Origin of the sequence: Allobosea sp. CRIB-10, assembly GCF_900112185.1 — a bacterium.
Taxonomy (GTDB): domain Bacteria; phylum Pseudomonadota; class Alphaproteobacteria; order Rhizobiales; family Beijerinckiaceae; genus Allobosea.
In genome coordinates, this window is the sequence record NZ_FOKP01000001.1 from 246,215 (window position 1) to 260,126 (window position 13,912).

Sequence of the window (13,912 nt, forward strand, 5' to 3'; positions counted from 1 at the left end):
GCCATCGACATCAGGAGATCGCCATGGCGAAAGCAATCCGCGTGCACAAGACCGGTGGGCCCGAGGTTCTGCAGCTGGAGGAGGTCGCGCTACCTGCGCCTGGGCCGGGCGAGATCCTGATCCGCAACCGCGCCATCGGGCTCAACTTCATCGACACCTATTTCCGCACCGGCCTGTACCCGGCGCCGCTGCCTTTCACCCTCGGCAATGAATCGGCAGGCGACGTGGTCGCGGTCGGCCCCGGTGTGACGGAATTCAAGCCCGGCGATCGGATCGCCGTGGTCGCAGCTCACGGCGCCTATGCCGAGGAGCGCATCGTACCCGCGTCGGCGGTGGTCGCCTTGCCGGAGAACGTCTCCTACGAAGCCGGCGCCAGCATGATGCTGAAAGGGCTGACGGCGGAATACCTGCTCCACCGTACCTATCCGGTGAAGCCGGGCGACACCATCCTGGTCCATGCCGCGGCGGGCGGCACCGGCTCGATCCTCTGCCAATGGGGCAAGGCGCTCGGCGCGACCGTGATCGGCACCGTCGGCAGCAAGGAGAAGGCCGAGCTCGCCAGGGCGAACAAGGCCGACCATGTCATCCTCTACCGCGACGAGGACGTCCCGGCGCGGGTCAAGGAGATCACCGGCGGCCAGCTCTGCAACGTCGTCTATGACGGCGTCGGCAAGGACACCTTCATGGGCTCGCTCGACTCGCTGAGGCCGTTCGGCCTGCTGGCGAGCTTCGGCAACGCCTCGGGCGCGGTCGAGGCCTTCAATCTCGGCATCCTCGCGGCGAAGGGCTCGCTCTACGTCACCCGCCCGACGATGAACACACACACGGCCAAGCGTGAAACCCTGGTCGCGATGGCGAAGAACCTGTTCGAGGCCGTCGGCTCCGGCAAGGTCAGCGTCGCGATCAATGCCCGCTTCGCGCTGAAGGATGCTGCCGACGCCCACCGCGCGCTGGAAAGCCGCGGCACGACCGGTTCGACGGTGATCGTGCCGTAGCGGCGGCGCAATTTCCGCCTGAATCGAAGGCTATGGGAATTGCGGTCCGGCCGGGTGGCCGGACCGTTTCCGTTTCAGGTATCCCGCTTGCGCATTGCCAGGGTCATCGTCTCGTCGAGCATCATCGTCGCACTCGCAGCGGGCGGCGCCATGATCGCTCCGCCGGCCCTGCAGAGCTGGCAGCTTCAACAGGCGAAAGATGATCCCTCCGAGCTGTCCCGGCTTCGCCTCGTCAGCGTCGCGACGCAGGATCGCATCGCCCCTGAGATCGACCGGGCAGTGGCAGCCGGCGATCTCGGTCTCGCCGAAAGCTTCGTCGCGCTGGCGGCCGAACGCGGCATCGCCACGGCTCCCGAGCGCGTCGCCCAGATCGAGGCCTTGCGGCAGAACGCGCTAACGCGCGCTGTCTCCGATTTCGGCCACGGCTTCGTCGCAGGCGAGCGCGAGAGTGATGCCGCCTTCGCCGGTGCGCTGGTCGGGGACATCAGCGGCTTCGGCGATTTGCGCGATCTCGTCCGCGAGGGGCACAAGCTCGTCGGCGGCGAGACGATCGATGAGACGGTGCTGGCGCTCGCCGCGGTCGGCCTTGCGGTCAGCGCCGCGACATGGGTCAGCCTCGGCGGCAGCCTTCCAGCCCGCGGCGGGGTCAGCGCCATCAAGGCCGCGAGCAAAGCCAAACTGCTTTCCCCGGTGCTCACTGCGAATCTCGGCCGCATGGCGGCCGGTGCAGTCGACCGGCCGGCCCTGACAGCGAGCCTCGGCGCAGCAGCCCGCCTGGACCTTGCGGCAGCAAAAACGGCGGCAGGTGGCATCGTCCGGCCCGCAGCGCTGGCGCGCTTCACCGCGCTCGGCCAGGACGCCGGCGCGCTCTATGCCCGGACAGGCCAGCGCGGCTTGCGCCAAGTGCTCGCCGTCGCCGAGGACGCCGGCGATGTCGGCCGGGCTGCCAAGCTCGCGGCGGCCAAGCCGTCGACCGTGCGCGCAACTCTCAGATTGCTCGGGCGCTCGGCGTTGGTGCTCGGCGCGCTCAGCCTGCAGACAGCCGGCTGGATGCTGGCGCTGCTCGGCTACGCACTGGCCGTCGCCATGGCCGCGCAGCGCTTCGGCTGGTGGCTCGGACGGCTCGGTCGAAAGCGTCGCGCCATCTCTCGCATGGAAGCGTCCGCGCCAACTCCCTGACGTAGAGGGAGCAAGAAAAATGAAAATTCCGAAACCCGAAAGCGAAAGCGCACCTGGAGCCGGCAAAGCGGGACCAACAACAAGATCACTGGTCCTTACGTCATGTCCCCGCTTCTTCGCCGCGCCGGCTTCATCCTTTCCTTCGCCATCGTCGCGATGGCGCTCCAGGCGCAGCTCACCGCCCGCCCGACGCTCCAGCTCGCTACTCAGGTCAGCGACGCACAGGTCGTCTTCGAGAAGTCGTCACGCCCGCGCGTCGGCCGTGTCACCGAGTCACGCCGCATGCCGCGGCCGGTCACCACGAAACTCGCCTGAGCCGAAGCGGTCTCAGACCGCAATGCCGTGCAAATCGTAGGCGTCGGCGCGCTCGATCTTCACCGTGACGATGTCGCCAGGCCGGAGCGGCCGCCGGCTCGAGACATAGACATTGCCGTCGATCTCGGGCGCATCCCATTTCGAGCGGCCCTTGGCGACTGTCGGCCCGGCCTCGTCGATGATCACCGGAATGCGCTTGCCGACGCGACCCTTGACGATGCGGGCCGAGACCTCGGCCTGCGTCTTCATGAAGCGATGCCAGCGCGCCTCCTTCTCGTCCTCCGTGACCAGCGGCAGGCCGAGATCATTGGCGGTCGCGCCCTTGACCGGCTCGTATTTGAAGCAGCCGACTCGCTCCAGCTTTGCTTCCTTCAGCCAGTCGAGGAGGAAGTCGACGTCGTCCTCGGTTTCGCCGGGGAAGCCGACGATGAAGGTCGAGCGGATGGCGAGGTCGGGGCAGATCTCGCGCCATTTCCGGATCCGCTCCAGCGTCTTCTCGTGATGGGCCGGCCGGCGCATCGCCTTCAGCACGGAAGGCGAGGCATGCTGGAACGGGATGTCGAGATAGGGCAGCACATTGCCCTCTGCCATCAGCGGGATGACCTCGTCGACATGCGGGTAGGGGTAGACATAGTGCATCCGCACCCAGACACCCATCTGGCCAAGCTCGCGCGCCAGTTCGAAGAAGCGGGTGCGGACCTCGCGGTCCTTCCACATCGACGGCGCATATTTGATGTCGAGCCCATAGGCGCTGGTGTCCTGCGAGATCACCAGCAATTCCTTGACGCCGGCCTTGACCAGCTTCTCGGCCTCGCGCAGCACGTCGCCGATCGGCCGCGAGACTAGATCGCCACGCAGCTTGGGGATGATGCAGAAGCTGCAACGGTTGTTGCAACCCTCTGAAATCTTTAGGTAGGCGTAGTGCCGCGGCGTCAGCTTGATGCCCTGGTCCGGGACGAGATCAATGAAGGGATCGTGCTTGGGCGGCACGGCCTGATGCACCGCCGAGACGACGCTCTCATAGGCCTGCGGGCCGGTGATCGCGAGCAGGTTCGGGAAAGCGTCGCGGATCTGCTCGGGCTCGGCGCCCATGCAGCCGGTGACGATGACCTTGCCGTTCTCGGCCATCGCCGAGCCGATCGCCTCCAGCGATTCCTGCTTGGCGCTGTCGAGAAAGCCGCAGGTGTTGACGATGACGACATCAGCGCCCGCATGGCTCTTGCTGAGCTCGTAGCCCTCCGAGCGCAGCGAGGTGATGATGCGTTCGGAATCGACGAGCGCCTTCGGGCACCCGAGGGAGACGAACGAGATTTTCGGCGCGACGGCGTTCATCGGCGGCGTAACTCTGACAGGGAAAGATGAGGGCGCGGCAAGGCCGGCACGATTGGCGCCTCTTTGATCCTTTTTGGACGAATTTGCAAATGCGCAGCTCTCACGCCGGCAGCGCCGCACGCTGGCCAAGGCATGCGAAAAGCGTGGAAACCGCAACAAGCCAGCACTATCCCACCGGTGATGAGGCCGAGCAGGCCGCGCCGATGGAAGCCTAGTGCCTAAGCGCCACGGCACGAGCCGCCGCGCAACACCTTTCAGGAGGCCGGCTATGGCTACGTTTTCTCTTCGCGTTTCGCGCACGCTGTCGATCGCGCTCTGCCTGTCGGCGCCGCTGGCGCCCGCCTTTGCCGGCGAAGGCGGCGGGGGCGGAGGCGGCGGTGGTGGTGGTGGCGATGATCGCTGGGCCGTGTTCCACAACCAGCCGAATCTGGGCCAAGCTGCGAGCAGCTATGGTCACATCGGCCGGGCCGATCGCGCCGCCGGGCCTCGTGCCGGCGGTGGCGCCATGGGACACCAGGTCGGCGTCGCTTCGGCCGACACCGTCCTGCCCGACGGCACGCGCATCCGCTCCATCGGTCTCGCCAGCGGCGACCGCTTCGTGACAACGATCACTCCGGACGGCGTAGTCCGTTCAGGCTTTCGCCCGGCCGGACAGCGGGCCGGCCAGCCCGGCGCTGCCAGCCGGACAACCTACAATCCGCGCACCGGGATCACCTCGACCTGGACCACCCAGGCCGACGGCACCCGCGTCGGTGTCCATGTCGACCGTCAGGGCAATCGCTCGGTCTCGACCAGCCGATAAGCGAGTGCTCCATCAGCCAGCTGGGGCCGCCGCTCAGGCGGCTCCCGCCGCGACCGGCCGTTCCGGGTCCTGCGTCCAGTCGGTCATCGAGCCGTCATAGAGCGAGACCTCCTCGCGCCCGAGCAACTCCGACATCACGAACCAATTGAACGAGGCGGTGTGGCCGGTATTGCAATAGGAGATCACCGGACCGTTCGGCACCGAGCCGAACAGGGCAGCGAGCTCTTCGACCGGCCGGAAGCGCCCGGTCGCAGGATCGAAGGCAGCCACGTAGTCGCGGGACACGGCGCCGGGAATGTGTCCGGCGCGGGTGGCCTCGGCGGCCTTCTCCCTGCCCACGAAATAGCTGTCCGAGCGGGCGTCGACGAGCGTCGCGAGCTTGCTGCGCGAGGCGACGAGGGTGGCGTCGGCGGTACTGCGTAATTTCTGCTGCACCACGACCGGATACGGGGCCGCTGAATGGGGCTTGGACGGCCCGGTCTCGATCGGCAAGCGCAGCGAGCTCTGCCAACCCTTGAAGCCGCCATCGAGGATCGCCTGCTGGCCATGGCCGATCAGCTTCAGCGTCCAGTAGACGCGGGTCGCGGCGGCAAGGTCGCTGGCGGTGCGCCCGGCCGGCACGATCACGACCTTGCTCGGCGGCGTTACGCCAAGCCGGCCTGCCAGCTCCGCGAGATAGTCGAGCGGCGGCAGCATGCCCGGCGCATTGCCGACCTTGGCGCGCCAGCCGTCGGCGGCATAGTCGCTATGGACGGCGCCGGGGATATGGCCGGCCTCGAAGGCCTGGCGCCCGCCCTCGGCGGCAGCGCGAATGTCGATGATGACGAGACCGGGCGTGCCCAGCGCGCCACGCAGGACTTCGGGAGACACCAGCCCCGAGGTCGGGATATCCGTCATTCCGCGGCCTCCTGTTGCAGTTCGTCGACGACCACGAGCGAGGTGCTCATCTGCGCGGTCGCGCCCAGCATGATCGAAGCTGAGCAGTATTTTTCCTTCGACAATGTGACGGCGCGCTCGGCCTTGGCCTGCGACAGGCCGCGGCCGCTGACGCGATAGGCGATGTGGATCTTGGTGAAGACCTTGGGGTCTTCGCTCGCGCGCTCGGCCTCCACCTCGACCTCGCAGCCAGTCACCGCCTCGCGGCCCTTCTTGAGAATCTGCACGACGTCGAAGCCGGTGCAGCCGGCGAGCCCGATCAGCAGCATCTCCATCGGCCGGATGCCGATATTGCGGCCGCCATATTCAGGCGCGCCGTCCATGATCACGGAGTGGCCGCTGCCGGCCTCGCCCATGAAGGCCATGCCCTCGACCCATTTCGCCCGCGCTTTCATGGTCGTCTCCTGTCGTCGGAACGTGTCGGGCGACAGGCATAACCCGTCAGGTGCGCGAAAGGCGAGGGCGGCATCAGGCCGCGGCGAAGAGGTTGCCATGCGTGATGCGTAAGCGGATGCGCTCACCGATCGCCGGCGCGACCTGGCTGGCGAGATCGACGTCGAGCCGCTTCGGCAAACCGTCGACGGCGACCTCAGCGCGGCGTAGCGGCCCGTTGCGGCGCAGATGCTCGACCACGCCGGGCAAGGCCAACGGCGCGTCGTCGACGATGCGCAGATGCTGCGGCCGGACATAGAGCGAGGCAGGCCCGCTTTGGTTCTGGCGCAGGCCACCGAGCACGGGCCGATCCTGGAAGAAAGCCTGGCTGCCGACGACCTTGACCGGCAGATGGTTGGCGTCGCCGAGGAACTGGCAGACGAAGGGCGTCGCCGGATGATCGTAGACGTCGTCGGGCGAGCCGACCTGCTCGAGCCGGCCGTCATGCAGGATCGCGACACGGTCGGCGAGTTCCAGTGCCTCCTCCTGATCGTGCGTGACGAAAACGGTGGTATGGCCGGTGTGCCGGTGCAACTCGCGCAGCCATGCGCGCAGATCCTTGCGGACCTTGGCGTCCAAGGCACCGAAAGGCTCGTCGAGCAACAGGACGCGCGGCTCGATCGCCAGTGCCCGGGCGAGCGCGATGCGCTGGCGCTGGCCGCCGGAGAGCTGGCTCGGATAGCGCTTCTCCAGGCCCGGCAACTGGACGAGTTCGAGCAGGTCGGAGACGCGTTTCCTGATCTCGGCCGGGCTCGGCCGTTCGGCTCGTGGCCGCGACTTCAGCCCGAAGGCGATGTTCTCGCCGACGCTCATCGTCTTGAACAGCGCGTAATGCTGGAAGACGAAGCCGATCCGGCGCTCGCGCAGCGAGAGCTCGCGCGTATCGGTCTCGCCGAACAGCACGCGGCCGCGCTCGGCCTGCTCCAGCCCGGCGATGACGCGCAGCAGCGTGGTCTTGCCCGAGCCGGATGGGCCAAGCAGGGCGACGAGCTCGCCCGGCTGGATGTCGAGCGAGACGCCGCGCAGAGCGGGGAAGTTCTGGAAGCGCTTCTCGACGCTTTCGATGGTGACGGAGACCGACATCGGAATGTCCCGCTATCTCAGTGACGACGGCTGGCGGCGATCGCATCGGCGAAGCGCCATTCCAGGACGGTTTTCAGGACGAGCGTGACGAGGGCCAGGCCCGCCAGCAGCGAGGCGACGGCGAAGGCGGCGGCGCCCATATACTCGTTGTAGAGGATCTCGACATGCAGCGGCATGGTGTTGGTCAGGCCGCGGATCTTGCCGGAGACGACGGCGACTGCGCCGAACTCGCCCATGGCGCGGGCATTGCAGAGCAGCACGCCATAGAACAGGCTCCATTTCACATTCGGCAATGTCACCGTGAAGAAGGTGCGCCAGGGCGAGGCGCCGAGCGTCAGTGCCGCCTCCTCATCGGCCGAGCCGAGCGACTGCATATGCGGGATCAGTTCGCGCGCCACGAAGGGGAAGGTCACGAAGATCGTCGCCAGCAGGATGCCCGGCACGGCGAAGACGATCTTGATGTCGTTGGCCGCGAGCCAGGGACCGAAATAGCCCTGCGCTCCGAAGAGCAGCACGAAGACCAGCCCCGAGATCACCGGCGAAACCGAGAAGGGCAGGTCGATGAAGCTGATCAGCAGGCTCTTGCCACGGAACTCGAATTTGGCGATCGCCCAGGCGGCTGCAAGGCCGATGATCACGTTGAATGGCACCGCGATCGCCGCGATGAGCAGGGTCAGCCGGATCGCCGCCAGCGCATCGGGTTCGAGGATCGCCTCGCGATAGGCCTGCCAGCCGCGCGCGCCGGCCTCGACGAAGACCGAGATCAGCGGCAGGAAGAGGAACAGGCATAGGAAAGCGAGCGAGATGCCGACCAGCACGAACTGGACGATGCGGGATTCGCCCTTGACGCGCCGCGCGGCGCGCGCGGGCGCTAGGTCCTCGATCTGATAGGGCAGGCTGGCGTCAGACATCGCCGAACCTCCGGCGGGCGCTGGCCTGGATCAGGTTGACCAGCAGGATCAGCGAGAACGACAGCAGCAGCATGATCGTCGCGACCACGGCCGCCCCGGCATAGTCGAACTGCTCCAGCCGGATCACGATGAGGAGCGGGGCGATCTCCGAGACCATCGGCACATTGCCGGCGATGAAGATCACCGAGCCGTATTCGCCGACGGCCCGCGCGAAAGCGAGCACGAAGCCGGTCAATAGCGCCGGCAGCACCGGCGGCAGCAGCACGGTGAAGACGGTGCGCCAACGGCTGGCGCCGAGCAGGGCCGCGGCCTCCTCGATATCGGCCGGCAGCTCTTCCAGCACCGGCTGGATGGTGCGCACGACGAAGGGCAGGCCGATGAAGATCAGCGCCACCATGACGCCGAGCGGCGTATAGGCGACCTTGATGTCATAGGGCGCGAGCAGGCCGCCAATCCAGCCGTTCGGCGCATAGATCGCCGCAAGCGAGATGCCGGCGACGGCGGTCGGCAGGGCGAAGGGCAGGTCCACCGCTGCATCGATCAGGCGCCGGCCGGGGAAATCATAGCGGACGAGCACCCAGGCCAGGATCAGCCCGAAGACGGCATTCACCGTTGCTGCGAAGAACGCTCCGAAGAAGGAGAGCTTCAGCGCCGCCAGCGTGCGCGGCGAGGTCGCAACCGCCCAGATATCGGCCGGGCCGGCGCTCGCCGCCTTGATGAATAGCCCGGCGAGCGGGATCAGCACGATCAGCGACAGCGCCGTCACGGTGATGCCCAGCGCCAGGCCGAAGCCGGGCAGGATGCTGGGCTCGCGCCAGCGTGATACCGTCGCCGTCATGCTCAGCGGGCCGGCTTGTAGAGCTGGTCGAAGCTGCCACCGTCACCGAAATGGGTGGGCTGCGCCTTTGCCCAGCCGCCGAAGCTCTCGTCGATGGTGACGAGCTCGACCTTCGGGAAGCGGGCGATGTCCTTCGGATCGGCGGCTTCCGGATTGCGCGGCCGGTAATAGTGCTTGGCGATGATCGCCTGGCCCTTTGGCGTGTAGAGGAAGTCGAGATAGGCCTGCGCCTGGGCACGGGTGCCCTTGGCGTCGACATTGCCGTCGACCACCGTGACCGGCGGCTCGGCCAGGATCGAGAGCGAGGGCACGACGATGTCGAACTTGTCCTCGCCGAACTCCTTCTGCGCCAGGAAGGCCTCGTTCTCCCAGGACAGGAAGACGTCGCCGATGCCGCGCTGGGTGAAGGTCGTGGTCGCGCCGCGCGCGCCGGTGTCCAGCACCGGGACATTGGCGAGCAGCTTGCCGATATAGTCGCGGACCTTGGCCTCGTCCTTGTTGAAGGCCTTCTCGGCATAGGCCCAGGCGGCGAGATAGTTCCAACGGGCGCCGCCCGAGGTCTTCGGATTCGGCGTGATGATCTGCACGCCCGGCTTCACCAGGTCGCCCCAGTCCTTGATCGCCTTCGGATTGCCCTTGCGGACCAGGAAGACGATGGTCGAGGTGTAGGGCGAGGAGTTCTGCGGCAGGCGCTTCTGCCAGTCGAGCGGCAGCTTCTTCGAGCGTTGCGCCACCGCGTCGATATCACCCGCGAGCGCCAGCGTCAGCACATCGGCGTTGAGGCCGTCGATTACGGTGCGGGCCTGTGCGCCCGAGCCGCCATGCGACTGCCGGATCGTGGTGATCTTCTTGGCGTTCTTGCCGTTCCAGTCGGCGATGAAGGCCGCATTGATCTCGCGGTAGAGTTCGCGGGTCGGATCATAGGAGACGTTGAGCAGCTCGGTCTGCGCGCGGGCGCCGCTGATCACGCCGAAGCACAGGGCGAAAGCTCCAAGCGCCAGGCCGGCTTGCAGCAGGCGGTGAAGTCTCTGTCGCGTCATCTCAGTGCTCCGTGTCGGACAGTTCGGAAAACCGTCGAAACGGCTCAAAACTGTTCTTAAAAACAAACAGAACGTACTGAATTGGCGGTCATCGCTCAACTAGCGGGGGCAGTAGAGCCCTTCCAAACTTTTCGCGCCAGAGAGAAAACGCATCTCCGGCGGTTTGGTTCACATCAGCCCTGAGCCAATTTTACACCGGCCACGGCCGGCAGCGCAGCCCCCATGGCATGGCCGATCAGGACGAGGACGGGGCCGCGGCTCGGCAGCTCGCCGAGGCGCTCGGGCAGCTCCGCGATCGTGCTTGCGATCCGTGTTTCCGCCGGGGTGGTGGCGCCGAGCACGGCGATTGCCGGCGTCGCCGGATCGAGCCCGGCAGCGAGCGCCTTCTCGCGGAACAGTGGCAAGGTGGCGCGCGCCATATAGAGCGCCGTGGTTGCGGCCGGATCGGCGAGCGCCTTCCAGTCGAGATCCTGCGGCAGCTTGCCGTCGCGGGCATGGCCGGTGACGAATTGCAAGCGGCGGGCATGGTCGCGATGAGTAAGCGAAAGCCCGAGCGAGGCGGCCGCGCCCTGCGCCGCGGAGATGCCGGGCACGATCGCGATCGGGATGCCGGCGCGCTGGCAGGCCTCGATCTCCTCGCCGGCGCGTCCGAAGATGCCGGGGTCGCCGCCCTTCAGCCTGACCACATGCTTGCCCTGTGCAGCGAGTGAAACCAGCATCGCATTGATGTCGTCCTGCTTCACTGCCGGACCATAGCCCTGCTTGCCGACCAGCATGCGCTTGGCCTCGCGCCGGGCGAGTTCGAGCACGCCGGCCGAAACGAGATCGTCGTAGAGGATGATGTCGGCGCTCTGCAGCGCCCGGATCGCCTTCAGCGTGAGCAATTCCGGATCGCCCGGGCCTGCGCCAACCAGCGTGACGCGGCCGTTTGGCGTGCCCCCGCGCTCGATCTCGTCGAGAGCGGCAGTGAGGTCGCTGCGATCATTCTCGTCGGGTCGGCGCTGGGGCTCGGCGAGGGCGCGGCTGGTGAAGCGTTCCCAGAAATCGCGGCGCAGCGGGAAGGAAAGCTCGCGTGCCTTGACCATCGGGCGCCAGTCATGCGCGGCCTGCGCCCAGGCCTTGAGACCGGCGGGAAGCAGCGCCTCGATCTTGGCCCGGATCGCCTGGCCGAAGACCGGAGCGGCGCCATCGGTCGAGATCGCGACCACCAGAGGCGAGCGGTTGACCAGCGAGCCGAAGGCGAAATCGCAGAATTCGGGCTTGTCGACCACGTTGACCGGCACGCCAGACTGCCGGGCCGCCGCGGCAAAGGCCCTGGCCTCGTCGAGCGATTCGACATCGGCAATGGCGAGCGCCGCGCCGTCGAGATCATCAGCCTGCCAGGTGCGGGGGAGCACGGTGACCGAACCGGCCGGCGGGTCAGCGGCGAGGCTTAAGAAAACCTCCGGCTGGTCGCCGGCGAGGATCAGCAGCGTCGAGCCCGCGGCGGCGAGCAGTTCCGCCTTCCACAGAGCGCCCTCGCTCGCACCCGCGAGCACGACCTTGCGCCCCTCCAGCTTGTGGAAGAGCGGCAGGGTCGCGAGCCGGTCGATCCGGCGCGGGGCAATAGCTTCCGGGTGTCTTGCACTCATCGTTGCGTCGCTGCGGCCTTCACATCGGGTTGCGCCTGACTGTCGCCCGCAGGTGGCATGAACAGCCACAGACCGGCAAGCACCAGGATGATAAGCCGGAAGCAAAGATCGAACCAGCGCTCGCGCGGGCCGGGAGCGGAGTGACTCAGGGCGTCGTTCAACACGGCCTCCTCCCATTCATCGTCGCTATGGCGGTCGGCCGGCCGCCGCAGGCTGGTCTGGGCCGAACCGTGCATCGTCTCAGCCTGCCGCTGCATGCTTCAGCCGGGCCGAGCGGCGCCGATCGAGGATGTTGCCGCTGTCGCCATAGCCGCGCTGATAGCCATGGCTGATCTGGCCGAGCGCGTTGACCCATTGCTCTGCCGGCTGGCGCGCCGCGCTGGCCTCCGGCAGCTCGACCTCGTCGAAGCCGCAGGCGAGGGCATAGGCGAACTGGTCGACGATCAGCGGCCCGCTGGCGCGCAACGTGCCGGTGAAGCCGTGATTGCGGATCAGGCGCGCCAGGCTGAAGCCACGCCCATCGCCGAAGGACGGGAAGCTGATCGCGATCAGCGAGAGTTGCCGCATGAGCAACTTGAGCTCGGGGATGCGGACGGTGTTGGGGATGACGACGCCGATGCGCTGGTCGCGCGTCTTCTGCGCCAGCGCCTCCGGCAGCGCCGCCCAGTCGACGAGCGCATGCGAGAGATTGTCGATCGCCGCGCCTTCGCTGCGCGTCCAGATCTCGGCCTTGGCGCCGTGACGATCAAGCAACGGCATGGCTGACCTCCTGAAAAGCCGCCTTGAACGGCGCAAGGCCGATGCGGCGGACATTGTCGATGAAGCTCTCGCCCGCCTGGCGCTGGGCCAGATAGACCGAGACGATGCGCTCGATCGCGTCGGGCACGTCCTCGGCGGCGAGGCCGGGGCCGAGGATCTCTCCGATCGCCGCATTCTCGGTCGCGTCGCCGCCAAGCGTGATCTGATAGGATTCGATGCCGCGTTTCTCGAGGCCGAGAATGCCGATATGGCCGACATGATGGTGGCCGCAGGCATTGATGCAGCCGGAGATCTTGATGTTGAGCACACCGATCTCCTTCTGCCGGACGGGATCGGCGAAGCGCTGCGCCAGAGCCTGCGCGATCGGGATCGAGCGGGCCGTCGCCAGCGCGCAATAGTCGAGGCCGGGGCAAGCGATGATGTCGGTGATCAGGCCGGCATTGGCCGTTGCCAGCTCCGCCTCGCCGAGGCGCTGCCAGACCGCGAACAGGTCCGACAGCTTCACATGCGGCAGGACGAGGTTCTGCGCGTGGGTGACCCGGATCTCGGAGAGCGAGAATTCATCCGCCAGATCGGCGACGACACGCATCTGCTCGCTGGTGGCGTCGCCCGGAGGCGCGCCGATCGGCTTCAGCGAGATGGTCAGCGCGGCATAGCCGGGTTGCCGGTGCGGCGTCAGATTGGTCTCGACCCAGCGGGCGAAATCGGGATTGCCGGCCCTGGCCGCCTCGAAGGCGCCGCTGGTCGCCGGCAGCGTCTCATAGGCCGGCGGCGCGAAATAGGCGGCGATGCGCGCGACCTCGGCCGTATCGGCATTGACCGAGGGGCCGTCGAGCCGGGCGAACTCCTCCTCGACGCGGCGGGAGAATTCCTCGGTGCCGATCTCGTGGACGAGGATCTTGACCCTGGCCTTGTACTTGTTGTCGCGCCGGCCCTCGAGATTGTAGACCCGCATGATCGCCTCGAGATAGGCGAGCAGATCAGCCTTGGGCAGGAACTCGCGCACCACCTTGCCGATCATCGGGGTACGGCCGAGGCCGCCGCCGACGATGACCTCGTAGCCGATCTCATGCGTGTCGGGATGGCGCAGGATGCGCAGTCCGATATCGTGCGCCTTGACCACGGCGCGGTCGTGCGCGGCGCCGGTCACCGCGATCTTGAACTTGCGTGGCAGGTAGTCGAACTCCGGGTGCAGGCTCGACCATTGCCGGATCAGTTCGGCGGTTGGGCGCGGATCCTCGACCTCGTCCTGCGCCACGCCGGCGAAATGGTCGGCGGTGACATTGCGGATGCAATTGCCCGAGGTCTGGATCGCATGCATCTCGACATCGGCGAGCAGATCGAGAATATCAGGGATGTCGCGCAGCTTCGGCCAGTTGAACTGGAGATTCGTGCGCGTGGTGAAATGGCCGTAGCCGCGGTCATAGCGCTCGCCGATCAGCGCGAGCTGGCGCATCTGCTTCGACGAGAGCGTGCCATAGGGCACGGCGATCCGCAGCATATAGGCGTGCAGCTGCAGATAGACGCCGTTCTTCAGGCGCAGCGGCTTGAACTCGTCCTCCGTCAGGGAACCGCTGAGCCGGCGGCCGACCTGGTCGCGGAATTGCACGACCCGCTCGCGGACAAAGCGTTCGTCGAATTCGTCGTACCGATACATGC

At 67.1% G+C, this 13,912-nt stretch carries 15 protein-coding genes; 4 read left to right on the forward strand and 11 right to left on the reverse strand.

The window, feature by feature from the left end:
- The first annotated feature begins 23 nt into the window (after window positions 1-23).
- From BMZ69_RS01115 to BMZ69_RS01125, 3 genes are all read left to right on the forward strand, one after another.
- Complete coding sequence (locus tag BMZ69_RS01115) at window positions 24-995, forward strand: quinone oxidoreductase family protein (RefSeq protein ID WP_092153929.1); 972 nt, start codon at window positions 24-26, stop codon at window positions 993-995.
- 87 nt (window positions 996-1,082) lie between these two features.
- A complete protein-coding gene (locus tag BMZ69_RS01120; RefSeq protein WP_092153931.1) occupies window positions 1,083-2,174 on the forward strand; it encodes a hypothetical protein in 1,092 nt (363 codons plus the stop codon).
- Between the two features lie 102 nt (window positions 2,175-2,276).
- The gene (locus BMZ69_RS01125) at window positions 2,277-2,489 is read left to right on the forward strand and encodes a hypothetical protein (RefSeq protein WP_092153933.1); all 213 of its coding nucleotides are present in this window, start codon (window positions 2,277-2,279) and stop codon (window positions 2,487-2,489) included.
- A gap of 12 nt (window positions 2,490-2,501) precedes the next feature.
- Here the strand turns inward: BMZ69_RS01125 and rimO are convergent, their stop codons facing one another.
- Window positions 2,502-3,821, reverse strand: coding sequence for a 30S ribosomal protein S12 methylthiotransferase RimO (gene rimO / locus BMZ69_RS01130; RefSeq protein WP_092153935.1), 1,320 nt, complete (start codon window positions 3,819-3,821; stop codon window positions 2,502-2,504).
- A gap of 268 nt (window positions 3,822-4,089) precedes the next feature.
- Between rimO and BMZ69_RS01135 the strand changes: the two genes are divergently transcribed.
- Window positions 4,090-4,623 carry a hypothetical protein gene (locus BMZ69_RS01135; RefSeq protein WP_092153937.1) on the forward strand — a complete coding sequence of 178 codons (534 nt, stop codon included), beginning with the start codon at window positions 4,090-4,092 and terminating at the stop codon, window positions 4,621-4,623.
- Window positions 4,624-4,656: 33 nt separating this feature from the next.
- Here the strand turns inward: BMZ69_RS01135 and BMZ69_RS01140 are convergent, their stop codons facing one another.
- From BMZ69_RS01140 to BMZ69_RS01185, 10 genes are all read right to left on the reverse strand, one after another.
- A complete protein-coding gene (locus BMZ69_RS01140) occupies window positions 4,657-5,520 on the reverse strand; it encodes a sulfurtransferase (protein WP_092153939.1) in 864 nt (287 codons plus the stop codon).
- Window positions 5,517-5,954, reverse strand: a complete 438-nt coding sequence (locus BMZ69_RS01145; RefSeq protein ID WP_092153941.1) for an OsmC family protein — start codon at window positions 5,952-5,954, stop codon at window positions 5,517-5,519. Before BMZ69_RS01145 ends, BMZ69_RS01140 begins: the two co-directional genes overlap by 4 nt.
- 73 nt (window positions 5,955-6,027) lie before the next feature.
- Complete coding sequence (locus BMZ69_RS01150) at window positions 6,028-7,074, reverse strand: sulfate/molybdate ABC transporter ATP-binding protein (protein WP_092153944.1); 1,047 nt, start codon at window positions 7,072-7,074, stop codon at window positions 6,028-6,030.
- A 17-nt stretch (window positions 7,075-7,091) separates the two neighbouring features.
- On the reverse strand, window positions 7,092-7,985 hold the full coding sequence (gene cysW, locus BMZ69_RS01155; RefSeq protein ID WP_092153946.1) for a sulfate ABC transporter permease subunit CysW: 894 nt from the start codon (window positions 7,983-7,985) through the stop codon (window positions 7,092-7,094).
- Window positions 7,978-8,823 (reverse strand): sulfate ABC transporter permease subunit CysT, encoded by an 846-nt coding sequence (cysT, locus tag BMZ69_RS01160; RefSeq protein WP_092153948.1) that lies wholly within the window; start codon window positions 8,821-8,823, stop codon window positions 7,978-7,980. The genes cysW and cysT overlap by 8 nt, the downstream gene beginning before the upstream one ends.
- 2 nt (window positions 8,824-8,825) lie before the next feature.
- Window positions 8,826-9,863 (reverse strand): sulfate ABC transporter substrate-binding protein, encoded by a 1,038-nt coding sequence (locus BMZ69_RS01165; protein WP_092153950.1) that lies wholly within the window; start codon window positions 9,861-9,863, stop codon window positions 8,826-8,828.
- Window positions 9,864-10,036: 173 nt separating this feature from the next.
- On the reverse strand, window positions 10,037-11,494 hold the full coding sequence (gene cysG, locus BMZ69_RS01170) for a siroheme synthase CysG (protein ID WP_092153952.1): 1,458 nt from the start codon (window positions 11,492-11,494) through the stop codon (window positions 10,037-10,039).
- Window positions 11,491-11,730 (reverse strand): hypothetical protein, encoded by a 240-nt coding sequence (locus tag BMZ69_RS01175; RefSeq protein WP_139218950.1) that lies wholly within the window; start codon window positions 11,728-11,730, stop codon window positions 11,491-11,493. The genes cysG and BMZ69_RS01175 overlap by 4 nt, the downstream gene beginning before the upstream one ends.
- A 4-nt stretch (window positions 11,731-11,734) precedes the next feature.
- On the reverse strand, window positions 11,735-12,253 hold the full coding sequence (locus tag BMZ69_RS01180) for a DUF934 domain-containing protein (protein ID WP_092153957.1): 519 nt from the start codon (window positions 12,251-12,253) through the stop codon (window positions 11,735-11,737).
- Window positions 12,240-13,910, reverse strand: coding sequence for a nitrite/sulfite reductase (locus BMZ69_RS01185; RefSeq protein ID WP_092153959.1), 1,671 nt, complete (start codon window positions 13,908-13,910; stop codon window positions 12,240-12,242). Before BMZ69_RS01185 ends, BMZ69_RS01180 begins: the two co-directional genes overlap by 14 nt.
- Window positions 13,911-13,912 lie beyond the last annotated feature (2 nt).